The organism is Actinomadura sp. NPDC000929, from assembly GCF_040492065.1.
In the GTDB taxonomy this organism is placed as follows: domain Bacteria; phylum Actinomycetota; class Actinomycetes; order Streptosporangiales; family Streptosporangiaceae; genus Spirillospora; species Spirillospora verrucosospora.
This window is the reverse complement of record NZ_JBEUPA010000158.1, coordinates 1-18,833: the sequence shown is the minus strand read 5'-3', so window position 1 is coordinate 18,833 and position 18,833 is coordinate 1. Positions and strand designations below refer to the sequence as shown.

General features: G+C 71.6%; 20 protein-coding genes. 11 read left to right on the top strand and 9 right to left on the bottom strand.

The window, feature by feature from the left end; all coding sequences use genetic code 11:
- The first annotated feature begins 124 nt into the window (after positions 1-124).
- The 6 genes from ABWI04_RS35705 to ABWI04_RS35680 all read left to right on the top strand — a co-directional run bounded on the left by ABWI04_RS35705 (position 125) and on the right by ABWI04_RS35680 (position 5,482).
- Entirely contained in the window at positions 125-874 is a 750-nt protein-coding gene (locus ABWI04_RS35705) for a spermidine synthase family protein (RefSeq protein ID WP_353835156.1), read from the top strand.
- Between the two features lie 69 nt (positions 875-943).
- Positions 944-1,531 carry a biotin transporter BioY gene (locus tag ABWI04_RS35700; protein WP_345183860.1) on the top strand — a complete coding sequence of 196 codons (588 nt, stop codon included), beginning with the start codon at positions 944-946 and terminating at the stop codon, positions 1,529-1,531.
- Positions 1,532-1,683: 152 nt separating this feature from the next.
- The gene (locus ABWI04_RS35695) at positions 1,684-2,970 is read left to right on the top strand and encodes an isochorismate synthase (protein WP_353835155.1); all 1,287 of its coding nucleotides are present in this window, start codon (positions 1,684-1,686) and stop codon (positions 2,968-2,970) included.
- A 45-nt stretch (positions 2,971-3,015) separates the two neighbouring features.
- Positions 3,016-4,059: a helix-turn-helix transcriptional regulator gene (locus ABWI04_RS35690; RefSeq protein WP_353835154.1), complete on the top strand. Its 1,044-nt coding sequence runs from the start codon at positions 3,016-3,018 to the stop codon at positions 4,057-4,059.
- Between the two features lie 158 nt (positions 4,060-4,217).
- Positions 4,218-4,610 carry a VOC family protein gene (locus ABWI04_RS35685; RefSeq protein ID WP_353835153.1) on the top strand — a complete coding sequence of 131 codons (393 nt, stop codon included), beginning with the start codon at positions 4,218-4,220 and terminating at the stop codon, positions 4,608-4,610.
- On the top strand, positions 4,607-5,482 hold the full coding sequence (locus ABWI04_RS35680; protein ID WP_353835152.1) for a sigma-70 family RNA polymerase sigma factor: 876 nt from the start codon (positions 4,607-4,609) through the stop codon (positions 5,480-5,482). Before ABWI04_RS35685 ends, ABWI04_RS35680 begins: the two co-directional genes overlap by 4 nt.
- 103 nt (positions 5,483-5,585) lie before the next feature.
- Here ABWI04_RS35680 and ABWI04_RS35675 read toward each other — a convergent pair whose 3' ends face one another.
- The 3 genes from ABWI04_RS35675 to ABWI04_RS35665 all read right to left on the bottom strand — a co-directional run bounded on the left by ABWI04_RS35675 (position 5,586) and on the right by ABWI04_RS35665 (position 8,705).
- On the bottom strand, positions 5,586-6,761 hold the full coding sequence (locus ABWI04_RS35675; RefSeq protein ID WP_353835151.1) for a serine hydrolase domain-containing protein: 1,176 nt from the start codon (positions 6,759-6,761) through the stop codon (positions 5,586-5,588).
- 75 nt (positions 6,762-6,836) lie between these two features.
- A complete protein-coding gene (locus ABWI04_RS35670) occupies positions 6,837-7,652 on the bottom strand; it encodes an Fpg/Nei family DNA glycosylase (protein WP_353835150.1) in 816 nt (271 codons plus the stop codon).
- Positions 7,653-7,673: 21 nt separating this feature from the next.
- Complete coding sequence (locus tag ABWI04_RS35665) at positions 7,674-8,705, bottom strand: fatty acid desaturase family protein (protein ID WP_345183874.1); 1,032 nt, start codon at positions 8,703-8,705, stop codon at positions 7,674-7,676.
- Between the two features lie 228 nt (positions 8,706-8,933).
- Between ABWI04_RS35665 and ABWI04_RS35660 the strand changes: the two genes are divergently transcribed.
- Complete coding sequence (locus ABWI04_RS35660; protein WP_345183876.1) at positions 8,934-9,722, top strand: tyrosine-protein phosphatase; 789 nt, start codon at positions 8,934-8,936, stop codon at positions 9,720-9,722.
- 60 nt (positions 9,723-9,782) lie between these two features.
- Here the strand turns inward: ABWI04_RS35660 and ABWI04_RS35655 are convergent, their stop codons facing one another.
- Positions 9,783-10,340, bottom strand: a complete 558-nt coding sequence (locus tag ABWI04_RS35655; protein WP_353835149.1) for a TetR/AcrR family transcriptional regulator — start codon at positions 10,338-10,340, stop codon at positions 9,783-9,785.
- 107 nt (positions 10,341-10,447) lie between these two features.
- Between ABWI04_RS35655 and ABWI04_RS35650 the strand changes: the two genes are divergently transcribed.
- The gene (locus ABWI04_RS35650) at positions 10,448-10,996 is read left to right on the top strand and encodes a cupin domain-containing protein (protein ID WP_353835148.1); all 549 of its coding nucleotides are present in this window, start codon (positions 10,448-10,450) and stop codon (positions 10,994-10,996) included.
- A gap of 320 nt (positions 10,997-11,316) precedes the next feature.
- Here the strand turns inward: ABWI04_RS35650 and menD are convergent, their stop codons facing one another.
- Positions 11,317-12,984, bottom strand: a complete 1,668-nt coding sequence (gene menD / locus ABWI04_RS35645) for a 2-succinyl-5-enolpyruvyl-6-hydroxy-3-cyclohexene-1-carboxylic-acid synthase (RefSeq protein ID WP_353835147.1) — start codon at positions 12,982-12,984, stop codon at positions 11,317-11,319.
- The gene (locus ABWI04_RS35640) at positions 12,981-13,931 is read right to left on the bottom strand and encodes an o-succinylbenzoate synthase (protein WP_345183884.1); all 951 of its coding nucleotides are present in this window, start codon (positions 13,929-13,931) and stop codon (positions 12,981-12,983) included. Before ABWI04_RS35640 ends, menD begins: the two co-directional genes overlap by 4 nt.
- Before the next feature lie 337 nt (positions 13,932-14,268).
- Here ABWI04_RS35640 and ABWI04_RS35635 point away from each other — a divergent pair, with 337 nt between their 5' ends.
- The gene (locus tag ABWI04_RS35635; protein ID WP_353835146.1) at positions 14,269-14,757 is read left to right on the top strand and encodes a hypothetical protein; all 489 of its coding nucleotides are present in this window, start codon (positions 14,269-14,271) and stop codon (positions 14,755-14,757) included.
- Positions 14,747-15,517, top strand: a complete 771-nt coding sequence (locus ABWI04_RS35630) for a hypothetical protein (RefSeq protein ID WP_353835145.1) — start codon at positions 14,747-14,749, stop codon at positions 15,515-15,517. Before ABWI04_RS35635 ends, ABWI04_RS35630 begins: the two co-directional genes overlap by 11 nt.
- Before the next feature lie 105 nt (positions 15,518-15,622).
- Here the strand turns inward: ABWI04_RS35630 and ABWI04_RS35625 are convergent, their stop codons facing one another.
- Positions 15,623-16,063, bottom strand: a complete 441-nt coding sequence (locus ABWI04_RS35625) for a hypothetical protein (protein WP_345183892.1) — start codon at positions 16,061-16,063, stop codon at positions 15,623-15,625.
- Positions 16,064-16,065: 2 nt separating this feature from the next.
- Positions 16,066-16,383 (bottom strand): hypothetical protein, encoded by a 318-nt coding sequence (locus ABWI04_RS35620; RefSeq protein ID WP_345183894.1) that lies wholly within the window; start codon positions 16,381-16,383, stop codon positions 16,066-16,068.
- A 1,224-nt stretch (positions 16,384-17,607) separates the two neighbouring features.
- On the opposite strand from ABWI04_RS35620, the gene ABWI04_RS35615 reads away from it, so the two are divergent.
- Positions 17,608-18,003 (top strand): hypothetical protein, encoded by a 396-nt coding sequence (locus ABWI04_RS35615; RefSeq protein WP_353835144.1) that lies wholly within the window; start codon positions 17,608-17,610, stop codon positions 18,001-18,003.
- Positions 18,004-18,116: 113 nt separating this feature from the next.
- Here the strand turns inward: ABWI04_RS35615 and ABWI04_RS35610 are convergent, their stop codons facing one another.
- On the bottom strand, positions 18,117-18,482 hold the full coding sequence (locus ABWI04_RS35610; protein ID WP_353835143.1) for a hypothetical protein: 366 nt from the start codon (positions 18,480-18,482) through the stop codon (positions 18,117-18,119).
- Between the last annotated feature and the right edge of the window lie 351 nt (positions 18,483-18,833).

Below are 18,833 nucleotides of genomic sequence, written 5' to 3'. Positions count from 1 at the left end.
CCGTTCGATGTCGGGCATGCCCGGCACCGTAGCCGACGGCGCCGCCCCCGCCCAGCCCCGGCCGGCCCCGGCCCGGCTGCGGGAACCCGTCCGGGCCGGGGCCCGCGGCGGCTAGGGTGCGATCATGGGATCGGCTTCGGACACACGCGCGGAAACGGCGGCGCCGGCCGAGGTGGTCGAGCGCGCCGCCGGCCTGGGCGGCGAACTGGTGCTGCGCCGGGCGGGCGGCCACTACGAGATCATCAGCAACGGCGTGTTCCTGATGGACACCCGCAACGGCGAGTCCGAGCGGCTGCTGGTCCGCGCCGCCCTCGACGCGGCCGCGCGGCGCCCCGGCGGGCCGGCGCGGGTCCTCATCGGCGGCCTCGGCGTCGGGTTCTCCCTCGTCGAGGCCCTCACCGGCGACGGCGTGGAGCACGTCACCGTCGTCGAGCGCGAGCCCGCCGTCATCGCCTGGCACGCCACCGCGCTGCGGCCCTGGTCCCGGGGCGCCCTGGACGACCCCCGCGTCACCGTCGAACGCGCCGACCTGCTCGACTACGTCGCCGCCCCCGGCACGGGCCCCTTCGATGCGGTGTGCCTGGACATCGACAACGGCCCCGACTGGACCGTCACCCCCGGCAACGCCCGCCTGTACGCGGCCACCGGCCTGGACGCCCTCGCGGCGCTGCTGACGCCGCGCGGCGTGCTCGCGGTGTGGAGCGCGGGCGCCGCACCCGCGTTCGAGGCGCTGCTGCGGGACCGGTTCGGGTCCGTGGAGGCCAGGCCCGTCCCGGTGCCGCGCGGCGAGCCCGACATGGTCTACCTCGCGGGCGAGCCGCGCGGCGACCTCGGCCGGGAGGCGGCGACAAAGCGGGGGCGCTCGTTTCTGTAGGCCGCGGCGTCCACTCCGGAAAAGCAGTTCGCTAGGTTTCGGCCTGACACAACCGTTTTGGGAGGATCTGTGGCTACTGCCCACGCTGCCCGGCGGCGTCCCGCCGTCCTGGGCGACCTGCTGCCCGGCTCGCTGGCCCGCGACGCCGCGCTCGTCATCGGCGCCGCCGCCTTCGTCGGCCTCGCCGCGCAGATCGCGGTCCCGCTGCCCGGCACCCCCGTGCCGGTGACCGGACAGACCTTCGCGGTGCTGCTCACCGGCGCCGCCCTCGGCTTCGGCCGCGCCGGCCTGGGCATGCTGGTCTACCTGCTCGCCGGAATGGCCGGCGTCCCCTGGTTCACCGACGGCACCTCCGGCGCCGGGTTCCCCACCCTCGGCTACGTCATCGGTTTCGTCGCCGCCGCCGCCGTCGTCGGACGCCTCGCCCAGCTCGGCGGCGACCGCACCCCGCTGCGCACCATCGGCACCATGCTCACCGGAACCGCCATCATGTACGCCGCCGGCGTCCCCTACCTGATGGCCGCCCTGCACGTCGACCTCGCCAAGGCCCTCGACCTGGGCGTCACCCCGTTCCTGGCCGGCGACGCGCTGAAGGTCCTGCTGGCCGCCGGACTGCTGCCCGCCGCCTGGAAGCTCACCGGCGCCGCCCGCCGCTGACCCCGGCCCGGCCGCGCCGCCGCGTCCCGTCCCCGCGCATGGGGACGGGACCGACGGGCATACGCACGACCGGGCCCGTGTGGCGCACACCTCACCCCCCACCGCCACCCCGCCCGTTTGAACAGGTTCAAATCTGGCGTACAGTGGCTCACGTGAAGCTCGCCGTGACAGCACCGGACCGACTCACCGTCCGCACCGTCCCGATCCCCGACCCGGGCGACCTCGTCGCGCGGCTTCCGCACCCCTCCGCGCTCGCCTGGATCCGCCACGGCGAGGGAATCGTCGGCTGGGGCGAAGCCGCCCGCCTCACCCTCCCCGGCGGCCACGACCGCTTCGACGCCGCCGCCCGCATGCTCCGCGACCTGTTCGGCGCCGCCGCCGTCGACGACACCGTCAACGCCCCCGGCTCCGGACCCGTCGCCTTCGGCACCTTCGGCTTCGACCCCAAATCCCCCGACTCCACCCTCATCATCCCCCGCCGCATCCTCGGCCGCCGCGACGGCCACGCCTGGCTCACCACCATCGGCGACGACACCGACCCCCTCACCCTCGCCAACCCGCCCCAGGCGCCCACCGGCCTGCGCTGGAGCGACGGCGCCCTCCCCGAACACGCCTGGAAGCACGCCGTCGCCACCGCCGTCGACCGCATCCGCCGCGGCCACCTCCGTACCGGCGCCCCGCCCCCGCCCCGCCCCGCCGACAACACCGGCCACCTCGGCAAAGTCGTCCTCGCCCGCGACCTCACCGTCCGCGCCGACACCCCCATCGACGCCCGCGTCCTGCTCCAGCGCCTCGCCGCCCGCTACCCCGGCTGCTACACCTTCTCCTGCGCCGGCATGGTCGGCGCCACCCCCGAACTCCTCATCCGCCGCACCGGCGGCGACATCGAGTCCCTCGTCCTCGCCGGCACCACCGCCCGCGGCGACACCCCCGCCGACGACCAGGCCCGCGCCGCCCGCCTCTTCACCTCCGCCAAGGACCGCGAAGAGCACCGCTACGCCGCCGAGATGGTCCGCGACGCCCTCACCCCCCTCTGCGCCCACCTCACCGTCCCCGACGAACCCGAACTCCTCACCCTCCCCAACGTCCTGCACCTCGCCTCCCCCCTGCGCGGACGCCTGGCCGCCGACCGCTCCGTCCTCGACGTCGTCGCCGCCCTGCACCCCACCCCCGCCGTCTGCGGCACCCCCACCGACACCGCCATGGACCTCATCCGCGAACTCGAGGGCATGGACCGCGGCCGCTACGCCGGCCCCGTCGGCTGGGTCGACGCCCGCGGCGACGGCGAATGGGGCATCGCCCTGCGCTGCGCAGAGATCGACGGCACCCGCGCCCGCCTGTTCGCCGGCTGCGGCATCGTCGCCGACTCCGACCCCGACGCCGAACTCGCCGAAGCCCGCGCCAAGTTCCGCCCCATGCAGTACGCCCTGCAGGGCTGACCCGGCAGCGCCACAGCACGGCCACGGCACCGGCACACTGGACCCATGCGCGCGAGCCGGCTGCTGTCCCTCCTCCTGCTCCTGCAGACCAGGGAACGCATGACCGCCCGGGAACTGGCCGCCGAGCTGGAAGTCTCCGTCCGCACCGTCTACCGCGACGTCGAATCCCTCAGCGCCGCCGGCGTCCCCGTCTACGCCGACCGCGGACCCGACGGCGGCTACCGCCTCCTCAACGGCTACCGCACCCGCCTCACCGGCCTCACCGCCACCGAAGCCGAATCCCTCACCCTGTCCGGCCTCCCCGGCCCCGCCTCCCAGCTCGGCCTCGGCGACGTCCTCGCCGCCGAACTCAAACTCATAGCCGCCCTCCCACCCGACCTGCGCACCCGCGCCTCCCGCATCCGCGAACGCTTCCACCTCGACGCCCCCGGCTGGTTCCGCACCCCCGACGACGTCCCCCACCTGCACGCCACCGCCGACGCCGTCTGGAACCAGCGCCGCATCGAGGTGCTCTACCGCCGCTGGCGCCGACCCCAGCAGGTCACCCGCCACCTGGAACCCCTCGGTGTCGTCCTCAAGGCCGGCACCTGGTACCTCATCGCCCGCCCCGCCCCCGACGACCCACCCCACACCGGCACAGACACAGACACCGCCGAGACACCCGGCGACACCGCGCGCGAACCCCGCACCTACCGCATCTCACGCGTCCTGACCCTGCGCACACTCCCCGACCACTTCGACCGCCCCCACGGATTCGACCTCGCCGCCTTCTGGGCCGCCTACGCCGAACGCTTCGAAGCCGACGCCTACCGCGAACACGCCACCGTCAAACTCTCCCCCGACGGCCTCACCCGCGCCCCGATCCTCCTCCCGCCCACCATGGCCCGCGCCGCCCTCGACACCGCCACCCCGCCCGGCCCCGACGGCTGGGTCCACGCCACCCTCCCCATCGAATCCGTCCGCCACGCCCACGTCGAATTCCTCAAACTCGGCGCCGACGTCGAGGTCATCGACCCCCCGCACCTCCGCGCCATGATCGCCGCCACCGCCCGCACCCTCGCCGCCCGCTACACCCCCGACCAGACCTGACCCACCACCCGACACGAAACCCCACGAGAAGGCCGAGCGCGGCAATCGACGGCCAGACCGACCACCCTCACCCTGTTACCTCCTCCCGCCGGCACTCGTCATGGGTGTGACGGCCGAACACGAACGGCCGCCCCACCGACGAGCGAAACGAGGACAGGATGCTGACCGACATCATGTACGTGACGGTCTACGTCACCGATCAGGACCGCGCGCTGAGGTTCTACACCGACGGGCTCGGCCTGCAGAAGCGGATCGACTTCCCGGGCCCCGACGGACGCTTCCTCACCGTCGGCGTCCCCGACAACCCCGTGCAGATCATCCTGTGGTCGCACGCGGCGGCCGCCGGACAGCCGGGTGAAGCCGACCGGCACGCCGCACCCGGCCCGCTGATCCTCGAATCCGACGACCTGCGCGAGGACTTCGAGATCCTGCGCCGGCGCGGCGTCACCTTCACAGACCCCGAACCCGTGGACTACCCGTTCGGCATCCGCGTCGAGGCAGTGGACCCGGACGGCAACCGAATCTCCCTGCGTCAGCAGCGAAAGCCGTGACCGCCCACCCGTCCGGCCTCGTGACCGAAGCGTTCGAAGCCCAGCGCGATCGGCTGCGCGCCGTCGCCTACCGCGTGCTGGGCTCGCACGCCGACGCCGAGGACGTCGTCCAGGAAGCCTGGATGCGCCTCGTCCGCCAAGACGAGGCGACCATCGCCAACCTCGCGGGCTGGCTGACCACCGTGGTCGGCCGGATCAGCCTGGACGTCCTCAGATCACGCCAAGCCCACCCCGAAGCCGCCTACGGGCAGCAGTACGCGGACCTCGTGGTGACGCCCGCGGACGACCCCGCGCCGGACGAGCAGGCCGTGCTGGCCGATTCGGTCGGCCTCGCCCTGCTCGTCGTGCTCGACTCGCTCACCCCGAGCGAGCGCCTGGCGTTCGTCCTGCACGACATGTTCGCCGTCCCGTTCCGCGACATCGCCCAGATCCTGGGCAAGACCGCCGGCGCCACCAAGATGATCGCCAGCCGCGCCCGCCGGAAGGTCCAGGCCACGGACCGGCCGGCCGGTCCCGGCCGCGAGCACCGAGAGGCCGTCCGCGCGTTCCGCGCCGCCGCCGTCACCGGCGACTTCGAGGCGCTCCTGCGCGTCCTGGACCCGGACGTGGAACTGACCGTCGACACCCCCGGCGGCATCGTCGTCACCCTCGGCGCCACCGAGGTCGCCGCCGGCGCCCGCATGTTCTCCGGCGAAGCCGCCCGCCACCGGCCCGTCCTGGTCAACGGAATCCCCGGCCACATGTCGTGGCGCGCCGACGGAACGCCCCTCTCCGTCATCGCCTTCACCGTCACCGAAGGCCGGATCACCGGCATCCACATCGTCGTCGACCCGGCCAAACTCGCCTCGATCCGCCTGACCGCCCCGGCCTGAGGCGGCGTCGCCAGAGTCGGCCCGGCATGTGTGAATCATCCCGGGCCGACCAACTTCCGCCGACGCGTCCGCAAGCTCACCGCGCCCGACCCCCGCGCCACGCTCACGAAGCGCCAGACCCCCCGGCGCACAGCGCACGGTCGATCAGAGCACTGGCCGCGCCCTCCTGCTCCAGGACGTGCTCCAGCGAGTCCCCCCGCGCCTCCGACATCGACACCACCGCGCTCCGCCTCCCGTCACCGGTCACACCGTTGAGCGTGATGTAACCGCCGTCCCCACCCTCATGGCCCCAGTACGTCCCGCCGCAACTCAAAGGACGCTCGACCAGACCGAGCCCGTACCGGCCGCCCGGCCACATCCGCTCGACCTCCGCACTCACCGGAACGGTCCGCCTCATCTCCGCCAACTGCCGCGCCGGCAGCAGACGACCCGAAAGCAGCACACGGAACAGACGGTTCTCATCCCGAGTCGTCGTCACCCACGAAAGGTTCCCGTAGTCCACCGTCACCTGATCGGTGACATCCACCCGCGCACCGGGACCGAAGAACTGGTACGCCCTGGCATGCGGCCGGGGCAACGACGGCGACGTCCCCAGCCACCGCGTCCGGTCGAGCCCGGCCGGACGCAGGACGCGGTCCCCGATCTCCTCATGGGCGCGCCGCCCGGTCACCCTCTCGACGACCATGTCCAGCAGCACATAACCGGTGTTGGAATACGCCCAGCCCTCCCCCGGCGCGAAGTCCGGCGCATGAGCCATCGCCCGCGCCACCAGCTCCTCAGGCTCATGGACGTCATAGCGCTGCCGGTAGTACTCCCCCGGCGTGCTGTACCCCGGCAGATCGTCGTGGATCCCGCTGGTGTGCTGAAGCAACTGCCGAACCGTGATCCGGCCGCCGTCGTTCCCGTTCCCCCGCACCACCCCCGGCAGCCAGCGCTCCACGCTGTCGTCCAAAGAGAGCCGCCCCTCGGCCTCCAACTGGAGAACCACCACGGCGACCAGCGTCTTGGACGTGCTCGCCATACGGAAGAAGCCCTCAGAAGAGACCGGACGGCCCGTACCCAGATCAGCGGTCCCGCTGACGGCGACCGACTGCCGGCCGTCAGCCGCGACCACCCGGGCCTGCACACCACTGACACCAAGAGCGCGGATCGCCTCGGTATCGCGACGCAACCCCTCCACAGAACCCACCGGCCGCGCCACCGCCGGAGCCACATCGGCGGCGAGCAACGCCGCCACCCCCAGCGCCACAGCGATGCGCTTACGCAGAGTCGAAACCATGCCCGAACGCTAGAACCGCCACCCCACCACGCACGATCAGGCACACCCCAAGATCAAAAGGGGGGCTGTCCCCCCTCACCCCACCGGCGGCTGGCACCCCGGACACCAGAACAGGTTCCGCCCCGCCACCTCCCCCGACGCCACCGCCGTCCCGCACACCAGGCACGGCAGCCCCGCCCGCCGGTACACGTACACCTCCCCGCCATGACCGTCCACCCGCGGCGCACGCCCCATCGCCTCCGGCGTATGCTCCGGCCGCACCGTGTCGATCCGCCCCGCACGCACCCCCGCCGCCATCAAACCCACCAGGTCGTCCCACAGCGCCGCCCACCGCCGCGCGCTCAACCGCCGCCCCGGCAGCCGCGGATCGATCCCCTGCCGGAACAGCACCTCCGCCCGGTAGATGTTCCCCGGCCCCGCCACCACCGACTGATCCATCAGCAGCACCGCGATCGGCGTCCGCGCCCGGCTGATCCGCCGCCACGCCGCCTCCGGATCGGCGTCCCCCCGCAACGGATCCGGCCCCAGCCGATCACGCAGCAGCTTCACCTCACCCGGCTCGAGTAGCTCGCAGGTATTAGGACCCCTCAGATCCGCATAGTGCCCGCCGCCCTCCAGCCGCAGCCGCACCATCCCGACCGGGGCCGGCGCCGGCCCCTCCCCGAACGCGTACTTGCCGTAGATGCCGAGATGCACATGCAGGATCCGGTCATCGTCGAACCCCAGCAGCAGATGCTTGCCGTGCGCGTCCGCCTCGGACAGCACCCGCCCGTCCAACCACCGCGCCCCCTCGGCGAACCGCCCCTGCGGACTCGTCGCGGCAACGGCGAGGCCGCCGAACATCCGCTGATGTTCGACGGCCAGACGGTGAATCGTGTGTCCCTCGGGCATGGCCCGGAGCATAGCCCCGCCCTAGCGCAGCGGCTCCCCGACCTCACGCATGTGCCCCAGCGCCAGCCGGTACGACTCCACCAGCCCCGTCTCCGCGTACGGCAACCCCACCGCCGCGCAGTGCTCACGCACCAGCGGCTGCAACCGACGCAGACTGCACCGCGGAACACCCGGGAACAGGTGATGCTCGATCTGGTAGTTCAGACCCCCCATCAGCCAGTCCGTCACCAGACCGCCCCGCACGTTCCGCGACGTCAGCACCTGCCGGCGCAGATGCCCCCACCGCTCCCCCGGCCCAGGCATCGCCATCCCCTTGTGGTTCGGCGCGAACACCGCACCCAGGTGCACCCCGAACACCGCGTGCTGAATCGCGACCAGCGCCAGCGCCTGCCCCACCGGAAGCAACGCGAACGCCAGCCCCAGATACCCCACCGCATGGACGAGCAGCAGCCCGCCCTCCAGGACCTGGTCCCGCCGCGAACGCCCACGCAGGAACAGCAGGCTGCCCAGCTTCAGGTTCACGCCCTCCAGCGTCAGCAGCGGAAAGAACAACGCGGCCTGGTGCCGCGCCACCCACCGCAGAACACCCCGCTTGCCCTCCGCCTGCTCACTGGTCCACGCCAGCACGCCCTCCCCCACATCGGGGTCCTTGTCGACATGGTTCGGATTCGCGTGATGCCGGTTGTGCTTGTCGTTCCACCACCCGTGCCCCATCCCCAGCAGAAGGTTCCCCAGCAGCAGCCCCAGCCACCGGTTCGCCCGAGCGCTCCGCGCGATCTGCCGGTGCCCCGCGTCATGCCCGAGGAACGCCGCCCGCGCCGACAGCACGGCCAGAGGAATCCCCAGCAGGACCGTCCACCACCCGGCCCCCGCCCACGCGACCGCCCCCCACACCGCTGCCGTCGCCGCCAGGTTCAACCCGATCGCCCGCGCATAGTAACCGCGCCGCCGATCCAGCAGCCCACTGCTGCGGACGCGCCGCGCCAGCGGCGCGAAATCACTGCCGGCCGACCGTTCGGCAGGCCGGGACGGAGCGGACAGGGTCGCGGGCATAGAGACTCCATTCACCAGGGGGTGGAACGTCACGCTGAACGCATGGAAGAAGACTCCTCGAAAGCTATGGAGAGTGAGACCGCCCGGTCGCCCCGCTGCGGAGCCATTCACCGTCTGGCTCCCAGGTCCCGGTACCGCCCGGCTCCCTCATCCGCCAAGTTGATCACCCCGGCACAGCGGGCCCCTGCCCCCGAGCGCGGAGGGTGCCGCCATATAGGGTCACAAGTCATGGAAGATGACTCTCGGTGGATCGACCTGGACGGTGCCGTCAACGCCCGCGACCTCGGCGGCCTCCCCACCGCCGACGGCCGCGCCACCCGGCTCGGGCGCGTCCTGCGCTCCGACAACCTCCAGGACCTCTCGGTCGCCGACGTCCGGATCCTCCTCGACGACTACGCGCTCAAGAACGTCATCGACCTGCGCAGCGACGCCGAAGTGCGCCTCGAAGGACCCGGCCCCCTCACCCGCGTGCCGTCGGTGACGATCCACCAGCTCTCACTGTTCGCCGAGGGCGGCCGCCACACCGACGTCGCCGCCGACGTCGACAAGGCCCTGCCCTGGCAGGAGCGCCCCTCCGACGGCCCCGAACAGGACCGCTCCACCGGCCACTACCTCGGCTACCTCGCCGACCGCGGCGACTCCGTCGTCGCCGCCCTGCGCGTCATGACCCGCACCGACGGAGCCGCGCTGGTCCACTGCGCCGCAGGCAAGGACCGCACCGGAGTCGTCTGCGCCCTCGCCCTCGACGTCGTCGGCGTCACCCGCGAGGCGATCGTCGCCGACTACGCCCAGACCGGCGACCGCCTCGAAGCGGTCCTGGGCCGGCTGCGCGGCAGCGACACCTACGCGGCCGACCTCGACTCCCGTCCGGCCGACACCCACCAGCCCCACGCGGCCATCATGGAGAAGTTCCTCGCCCGGATCGACGAGGAGCACGGCGGAACCCTCGGCTGGCTCTCCGGGCACGGCTGGACCGACGAGGACACCGACACCCTGCGGGAGCGCCTCCTCGGCTGACCCGGGGGCTCCGGGAGCGTCGCCCCTCGGACCGCCCCCGGCCTCAGGCGGCGCGCACCGTCATGACGGCAGGAAGATGGCGGTCGCCTCGTCGGCGAGCGCGGCGGAGCGCGGGGCGTCCGGATCGGTCTGCGCCAGGTGCAGCAGGCCGAGGATGGCAGCGTAGGCGACCCGCGCCCGGGAGGTCGCCCGGTCCGGCGGCAGCCCGAGCTCGCGGTAGGTACGGGCGAGAAGTTCCAGCCGGGCCTGGTTCACCTGCCCGACCGCGTCCCTGACCCGCGGGTCGTTGCGATCGCCGAGCAGGCTCAGGTGCACCGACGGCGCCAGCGGCTGGACGGACTCCACGACGATGGTGAGCAGCTCGCGCAGGCGCCGCACCGGATCAGCGATCGCGGCGAATTCGGCGAGCCCGCCTTCGCCGTGGGTTCGCACCCACTCCGCGAGGGCCGCCGCGATCAGCTCGTCCCGATTCCGGTAGTGCGCGTAGAAACTGCCCTTGGTCACACCGAGCGTCCGCGCCAGCGGTTCGACCGCCACCGCGGCGAGGCCGCCGCCCGCGATCGCCTTCAGCGCGGCCCGCGCCCAGTCCTCGGCGGACAGCCGGGTCGACTCGTTCACCACGGAACACAGGATACGCCAGCGTATTGACCGGTCGGCGGACGCTGGATACGGTGGCGTATGGATACGCACCCGTATCCATACGCCACCGTACTAAGGATGATCAGTTGGAACCTCCGACGATCCGCCGCGTGGTCACCGGACACGACGCCCAGGGCAGGTCCCGCGTGGTGGACGACCGCGATGTCGAGCCCATCACCTCAGAGCTGATGCCCGGCTGCGCTTTCTTCCGGCTGTGGGGCCGGGACGAACGGCCCGTCTTCCCCGACGACGGCGCACCCCGCCCCGCCGAGGCGTGGTACCCGCCCCGGAACGGATCCCGCTTCATGATCAACACGGTTCCGCCGGGCGAGCCGGCCCCGGCTCCGGGCGTCGACACGGCCGCGGCCCTGGAAGAGCTGGAGCGGCGGATGCCGGGCGCTCTGGCCGCTAACGAGCCCGGCACCCCGGGAATGCACACCACCGACAGCATCGACTACGTCCTGGTCGTCTCGGGCGAGGCCACACTGGAACTCGACGACGGCGAGCAGACGGTACTGCGGGCGGGCGACGTGCTCGTCCAGAACGGCACCCGGCACGCCTGGCACAACCGAGGCACCGAACCTTGCACGATCGTCGGAGTCGCCATCGGCGCGGACCGCATCCGCGAGGCGTAGGACGACCAGCCGGGGCCACCGCGGCGCGCGGACGATGAACGGCCATGTCGACTCGACCGCGCTGCAGGTCGGCGATTCGAGTTCGTCCAGATGCGTCTGGCATTGCTGCGGAGCGTCAGACACGAGCCCGCGCGGCCTGCCCTTGCATGACGTATGGGCTTGTGGGACGTGGAGCCGACAGCAAGCACAGTCCTGTTGTCGTGGTGGTTTTTTTCGGGCTGGAGGAGTGATCGCTCGTCCAGCCCGAAGCCTTTACAATGTAATTTGAGGGTTAAAGTATCGCGGACGGGTGTCGGTCCTTCGTGCGGGTGGGCTCTCGGTCAGGCGAGGATGTCGCGGACGGCCGCGTGGGCGGCCTGGCGGAGGTCGGCGTGCAGGGCCGCGTTCGCTTCCCTGTCGGTGCGGGCCTCGATGATCCGCAGCCCCTCCCCCGCCAGCGCCTTCGGCAGGTCAGCGGCCGCGGCGAGCCGCCGGTACGGGACGCCGTGCGCGGCGGCGACCGCCTCCAGGTCCACCTGGTGCGGCGTCCCGAAGACCCGCTCGAACGGGCCGCGCAGCGCCGCCTGCGGCAGCAGCGAGAAGATCCCGCCGCCCTGGTTGTTCACGACCACGATCGCCAGGTCGGGGCGCCGCTCCCGCGGCCCCAGGATCAGGCCGTTCTGGTCGTGCAGGAACGCCAGGTCGCCGAGCAGGGCGTAGGAGCGGCCGCTGTGCACCAGCGCCGCGCCCATCGCCGTCGATACCAGCCCGTCGATGCCGCTGGCGCCCCGGTTGGCCATGATCCGGATACCGCGCCGCGGCCGCATCACCTGGTCCAGGTCGCGGATCGGCATGCTCGCCGCCGTGAACAGCAGCGACCCGCCCGGCAGCGCCGCGACCATGTCGCGGGCCAGCCGCGGCTCGCTCACCTCCGGGACGGCGTCCAGAACAGCGTCCACCGCCTCGGCCGCGGCCCGGTCGGCGGACCGCCACGACTTCAGCCACGTGTCGTCGCCCGACACCACCGGGATCTCGACCTCGGGCGCCACCTGCGTCGCCGACCGCACGGGGTCGGGCCAGTGCGCCAGGTCGGGCGCCAGGACGATGTGCTCCTCCGCGCGGCGCAGCAGCGACAGCAGCGGGCGCGACAGGCCCGGCTTGCCCAGCGTCACCACCACCTCGGGACGGTGCCGCTCCACGAACTCCGGGACGCCCAGCAGGAAATGGTGCGACGACAGCGCGTGGTCGCCGTAGCGGGCGTTGCCGTTCGGCTCGGCGAGCACCGGCCAGCCGGCCATCGACGCCGCCGCCACGTACCGCTTGACGTTCACCGCACCGTCCCCGACCACCAGGACACCGCGCCGCGTTGGCGGGACGTGCAGCACCGACCCGGGCGTCGCCGGGCGCACCTTCGTCCACGCGCCGGTCGCGTCCCCGTCCAGGGGCTCGCACCACGTCTCGTCGCCGTCGGGGATCAGCGGCTCGCGGAACGCCGCGTTCAGGTGAACCGGCCCCGGGACGGGCGCCTGCGCCAGCCCCCACGCGCGGCTCACCAGCGACCGCCAGTACGCCACCATGCCCGGACGGTTCTCCGGGACGCCGATCTCGGCGCTCCACCGCACCGCCGTCCCGTACAGCTTCACCTGGTCGATCGTCTGGTTCGCGCCCGTGGCGCGCAGCTCCGGCGGCCGGTCCGCCGTGATCACGATGAGCGGGACGCCCGACTCGTGCGCCTCCACCACCGCCGGATGGAAGTTCGCCGCCGCCGTGCCCGACGTGCACACCAGCGCGACCGGGCGCCCCGACCGCTTCGCCATGCCCAGCCCGAGGAACGACGCCGAACGCTCGTCGATCCGCACGTGCAGCCGGAGACCGCCCGCCTCCTCGGCGGCGTGCAGCGCCAGCGCCAGCGGCGCCGACCGCGAGCCCGGCGCCAGCACCACGTCGGTCATCCCGCACCGCTGAAACTCGTCGACCAGGACGCTCGCCAGCGCGGTCGCCGGGTTCACGGCGCCACCTCCACCACCGCCGGGCCGTCCAGATGGGCCTGCGCGGCCAGCGCCCGGCTCCGCCACGCCCCGTCGGGCGCCTCCCAGCGGCGCAGCGCCTCCTCGTCCACCGCCGGCCGGCGCACCTCGATCTCCCCCGCGACCGGACGCAGCGGGTCGCGCACGACGTCGCCCTCCAGCAGCGGCAGCGTCCCCAGCCCGCACGCGTAGGGCAGCTCCGGCAGCGCGGCGGCCAGCGCCACCCCCGCCGCCAGCCCCACCGACGTCTCCACCGCGCTCGACACCACCACCGGCAGCCCGCACGCCTCCGCGACCCGCAGCGACGCCGCGACCCCGCCGAGCGGCTGCACCTTCAGCACCGCCACGTCGGCGGCGCCCGCCGCGCGCACCTTCAGCGGGTCCTCGGCGCGGCGGATCGACTCGTCGGCCGCGATCGGCACGTCCACGCGGAACCGCACCGCCGCCAGCTCCTCCAGCGTCGCGCAGGGCTGCTCGGCGTACTCCAGCTCCCACCGGTCCAGCGACCTGATCATCCGGGCGGCGTGATCGACGTCCCAGCTGCCGTTCGCGTCGATCCGGACCCTGCCCCGCGGTCCGATCGCCGCGCGGACGGCCTCCACCCGGGCCAGATCGTCGGCGTCGCTCTGGCCGCGCTCGGCGACCTTCACCTTCGCGGTGCGGCAGCCGGACTCGCGCGTCATCTCGAAGGCCCGCTCCGGGCCGACCGCCGGGATCGTCGCGTTCACCGGGATCCGGTCGCGGACGGGCGCGGGCCAGACCTCCCACGCGGCCTCCCGGGCGGCGGCCAGCCAGCGGGCGCACTCGGCCGGACCGTACTCGGCGAACGGCGAGAACTCCCCCCAGCCGGCGGGGCCCCGCAGCAGAGCGCCCTCCCGCCGCGTCACGCCGCGGAACCGCGTCCGCATCGGGATGGAGTACACCCGCACTCGCCGCCCCCTGACCTGCCCGTCGAATCACGGCATTTCCGGATCACACCGTGCACTCGAACCCCTAGTAGTACCACCGAAAACGTATCGGATGGTGATGGCTGATGATGGCCCCGCCTGTTCCCGCCCGATACGGCCGTCTTGCCGTGCTGAACGGTGCCAACGGATCCGCCCTGAACGAGGGCAGTCCCGTTCTCCCTGGCTCCCCTCGGGCTCCCCTCCCCCATCCACGCATCGATCGCCGCGCGCTCACGCGCTGTGCCCAATCCCTCATTCCGAGGCCTGGGAGTGGGGCCTAATCCTCCGTGACCCGGCTGCGGCGCCGCATGAGCGGGACGTGGTGCACCTGTGGCAGGTGCGGCCCGACCTGACGCGCACGGACCCGCTGGCGCTCTCGAAGAGCGGCTGCTACCGGCGATCCCGGCTCACCACTTCGGAGCCCGGGGCGGGCGAGCTCGTGGAGGGCCCGGACTCGGCAAAGGTCACCACCGCCGCCGACCTCGCGCAGGTGCTGGCACCGCTGCTGGACGGCGCCATCGCGGCCAGGTTCCTGTTCGGGCAGCGCGCCGGGTACGGGATCAGCTGGAACGCGCTGGGGCATGAGCTCCGCAGCACCGCGAAGTTCCACCCCAAGTGGCCCATGGACCGGCCGAAGATCTTCGAGCAGGGTGAGGGACTCTCGCTAGTGCCTATGCCCATCTCCCCTGGAGCTCCGGCGACGTGGCGGCGTGCGTCGGCATCGACGCCCGGCCGCCAGGCCCACCCAATACCGTCCGTCGGCGTCCACCCCTTCCACCCCAATCCACGGCTCCCTATTGCTCCCTGACCGACGCTGGCCAGGCCCGGAACCTACCCGGCGGTCGCGGCTATACCGGACCCTCCTCACGGCGTTCTTCGCGTTCATCGCCCTCGCCTACCTATCCGCAGGGATCTCAGGCGACCAGGTCTGCCTACGCGCCCGCACCGCCCACACGATCATCGGCGGGATCCTCGGGACAGCCATCATCGCGCTGTGTGTCGCACTGTCCTGGGTTCTGGTCTCCTTTGGCAGGTACACCCAGGAAGCACTCACGTTCCTGACCGCACTCATCTACTTCGCGCTCACCCTCACCGCAGTGATGATCACCATGTCCGCCGTCAGCTTCTACCGGACACTGAACGGCGACGCCTTCAACCTCCCGGCCGCGTCGATGGTCGCCACCGGCTTAGTGTTCATCGCTGCCGGAGTCGTGCTGGCTGTACGCACCCGACGGTCCTCGCGCAGCCAGAAAGACAAGCTCGACAAGCGGCAGCGGCGGCGCGTCAACCAACTCGCAGGCGGCACCCTGGCCTATCTCGCGGCAGCATCCATCACCGCGGGCCTCGTCCTCACCAGCACCTCCACCGGCTGGAAAGACCCCGACACCTGGGTCATCCACGCCGCAGGGTGGGGCGCGCTCGTCCTGCCGCTGATGGTCCTGCTGTCCGCTGTCGGGGCAATCGCACACCACGTCCCCGCCGCGGCGCCGGCCTCAGGCGGCAAGCAGGCTCCAGCCCCGGGCGTCCCCGGAGCGAGGAAGCCCGACGAGACCACGGGTAGCCAGTGAGCCAGCTGGTGTGGGGGCGCGGCGCGCCTTCCGCAGAAGGCGGGCAGATACGCCCACCCTGAGCCCAGACGATCGTCAGCGACACCTGCGACAGCCAACGGCCACTCAGCTCGAGCGGCGAAACTCCTGCACCCTCTGAGCGAACTCCTCCGGCCCCTCACCAGGCTCCGGATACAACTCTGGCGGGTCCGGCGGGGGCCGCCGCCCATCACCGTCAAGGCCCGCCTCCGGCTCCGGGTCCACCCCCAGCCGCTCACCGGTATCGAAATACTCCCCGGCCTGCGGATCGTCCTCGATCGCGAAGACCTCACCGAACTCGACACCATCAGCCTCGAAGATCGTCATGTACGCCGGGACCCGAGGCGAATCCAGCAACACCGTCACAACCTCAGGGCTCGTCGGGGTGTTATCGAACTCCGCCACCCACGACCCGTCCAGCAGCGCCCGCAGGAACTTCGCGGCCAGACGCTGCTTCTCCGGGGTCTGGCTTCCCGCCCACTCGGCCACGACTTTCCACGTCGTCTTGGTGAGCCGCAGCGGGCGCATCGCTACCCCTCCAGGCGCCTCAACAGATTCTCGACGGCGGCGGGGTCGGCCGGCTCGGGGACCGCCGCCCGCTGGTCGCGGATCCGCTGACGCAGATCGGTGGTTGACTCCAGACGAACCATCCGGTCAACACTCTCCGCAAACCGCGTCAGGTGGTCAATATCCTTCGAGTGGCCGTACGCGGCAACAACCCTGAACAGCGACCGGAACACTTCCCGCTGCTCCTCCGCAGTCAGCCCGTCCCACACCCCCATCGCCGTCTTGACCTGCGGGTCGTCCTTCGCTGGCACGCCAGGAGGAGTGACCTCGACCGGTTTCATCAGCGACCTCCACTCAACGGTTACATGTCCGTTCTAAGGGCCTGCTCCGACAACCTAGGGGCACTCCGCTGATCCGCTCAGCCGCTCCTCGCCGCAGGAAGGGAACGTGGCCGGATCGGGCCCTCTGCCCGGCGGGGGTGAACCAGCGACCGACCCGACACGTCCCCGTCAACCCGCATGCTGCAACCGGCCGCACCCGTGACACGGCCATCACACATGGGCACAACGCTCTCCGTGAACCCCATCCCCCCGATCATCATCGGCGCCATGCTCCTCGCCGCCCAGGGCGCAATGATCGACGCGAAACGCTGTAACGCCGCCTACGACGGCCTTCAGGATGACGAGATCCCAGCCGATAAATCAGGCAGCACATCTACTGAGTGGCGCGAGCAGGTCCGGCAGTTCTTCGTTGACTCCTGCGTCAGCGGCCTCCCTAGGCCCGTCCCTGGGCAGACCGCCCCACCGCCAACGTCGACAAGCACACCAACGCCGAGCAGCCCCCCCCAAACCCTCCAAGTCCTGACCCCGTCCCCTCACCCAGAAGGCGCACACGCACGGCAACGAGGCCGCGCTCTCTGGTGCTCCGGGCCGGTCATCACATCACCGCAGGGCAAGATGAGGGTAGACCCTGCCTTGTAACCCTTCGCGGAAGGTTTCCCTTAAGGGAAACATTGACGAGGTGAGAAGTCGCCAGCACGTTCCACGCGGCTACAGCATCGACGACAGCGGCCGATAACCCGCTCGCCCGAGGCCCCCCAAATAAGGGCGAGAGATGATCGGCGCCCTGCGGGCCGCTGAGCGCTTCGACTTCAGTGCGTCCCGTCGACCCCGCACAAACGAGGGGCGCGGCTACGGTCACCACAGCACCCGATCGCTTCCGCCGCCGGATGGCCGACTGCGGCTTGACGCACTGTCGCAGGCGACGTGGGGCAGCGGGCACGGATCGTGGCCTGCGAGCGGTCGTGTTCGTCGGCGAGTGCTTGACAGGCGGCAACAACCTTGACCGGGGATATGCGCTACTCGAGGCAGAGAGCCGACGGCAAAGCATGGAGAAAAGGGTCGGGCCCTAAAGGGGTACAGCTAAACCAGCGTTGGAAATTACCGTTGTTGAGGCAGCGGCAACAGCACATTCTGACCTCGCCACTGACTTGCCGCTGCACCTAAACAGAGGACGGTCTCTACTGTTTCCCGTCATCGCGATGGGACGTCACCAAAGGAGAGACCATGCACAAGCGCGCTCGCACGGCACTCACCACCACTGCCTTCGGCACCGGCGGGGCGATCTTCGGAGTCCTCGTCGCGGCCTTGACCCTCGGCGTCTGGGCCGCAGACCCGACCGCCGCCTTCACCGTCCCCGGCGCCTGGTACCCCATCCTCACCGGGGCCATCGCCGGTTTCGCCGGCGGCATCATCGGGGGGCTGGCCGGAGGTCGCATGGGTCGTGACTCCGCGGTCTCCATCCTGGCCCTGTGCGGGGGCTTCGGCTTGATGGTCACCTTTCTGGAGACCATCAACGACCGCATCCTCTACTACTACATCGTCGATTTCGGCGTTGTACTGCTCACCATCGGCATCAGCACCATGATCGCCAACCGCATCGCCGCTGAAAGGCGGCGGTGACCACCTGAGGTGTCCGGCCTGCCGGGCACCACTTGAAGGGGCCCGGCACGCCGGGCCCCTTCCTTGGTTTCAGCGCGATCCAGTCCGGCGCATCCATGCCGTTCCTCCCCCTGTCAGCTGCGGCTCTCGGCCAGCGACTCCACCGTCTCTGGCAGATCCCAGACGTTCTGGCCTGCGCTCGGCGCAGCGTCGGTCTCCAGATTGCGCGGCCACGCCCCGCTCCAGAAGGCGCGGCCGGTGCTCGCCTGAAACTTCGGGTGGCGCCTGCGCGCGTTCCGGAGTCGGCACCGGACGGCTTGTCCGGTCACCGGCACGACCTCGGCCCACCGCTTGCTGTGCCTCACCCCGATGACGTCGCGAAACGACAGGTACGCGCGACACAGGTCCGGGAACGAGAGCCTGCCGGCCTCGAGGGTGATGTCAGTCTTCGACTTACGGCCCGGCCCGGCCCGCCACGGCCGGGCTTTGTCATTTCTCAAGCCAGTCCATAGATCGCGTAAATGCTGTGCCGACACACCGGCCCTCACAGAAGCGGTGTGCCGCATAATCATTACAGCCCCGACGGAATACCTAAGACGATTACGGGAGTTGCGCGGTAAACGCGCAACGTGCAAGCAAGCACAACGGCCCATGCTCTTGGGCACGGGCCGTCAGCGATTAGTCGTGTGGCTAATCGAGTAGGTCGTGTCCGTCATGGGTCCGGACGGCCGGGGCGCCGCCAGCGACCGAGTCCAGGAGCCGCACGGCGAACGGCTCAGCCATCAGCGCCCGGACGTCGTCGGTGGTCAGCCATGCAACCTCGACCGCTTCGGCCGTCGGGTGCGCCTCTC

Bases quoted from the DNA above. Each gene is read 5' to 3' on its own strand.
- ABWI04_RS35670 (WP_353835150.1), bottom strand. From the start codon at position 7,652: ATGCCCGAGGGACACACGATTCACCGTCTGGCCGTCGAACATCAGCGG.
- ABWI04_RS35685 (WP_353835153.1), top strand. From the start codon at position 4,218: ATGCTGACCGACATCATGTACGTGACGGTCTACGTCACCGATCAGGAC.
- ABWI04_RS35615 (WP_353835144.1), top strand. From the start codon at position 17,608: ATGCACAAGCGCGCTCGCACGGCACTCACCACCACTGCCTTCGGCACC.
- ABWI04_RS35660 (WP_345183876.1), top strand. From the start codon at position 8,934: ATGGAAGATGACTCTCGGTGGATCGACCTGGACGGTGCCGTCAACGCC.
- ABWI04_RS35620 (WP_345183894.1), bottom strand. From the start codon at position 16,383: ATGAAACCGGTCGAGGTCACTCCTCCTGGCGTGCCAGCGAAGGACGAC.
- ABWI04_RS35675 (WP_353835151.1), bottom strand. From the start codon at position 6,761: ATGGTTTCGACTCTGCGTAAGCGCATCGCTGTGGCGCTGGGGGTGGCG.
- ABWI04_RS35665 (WP_345183874.1), bottom strand. From the start codon at position 8,705: ATGCCCGCGACCCTGTCCGCTCCGTCCCGGCCTGCCGAACGGTCGGCC.
- ABWI04_RS35690 (WP_353835154.1), top strand. From the start codon at position 3,016: ATGCGCGCGAGCCGGCTGCTGTCCCTCCTCCTGCTCCTGCAGACCAGG.
- ABWI04_RS35625 (WP_345183892.1), bottom strand. From the start codon at position 16,063: ATGCGCCCGCTGCGGCTCACCAAGACGACGTGGAAAGTCGTGGCCGAG.
- ABWI04_RS35705 (WP_353835156.1), top strand. From the start codon at position 125: ATGGGATCGGCTTCGGACACACGCGCGGAAACGGCGGCGCCGGCCGAG.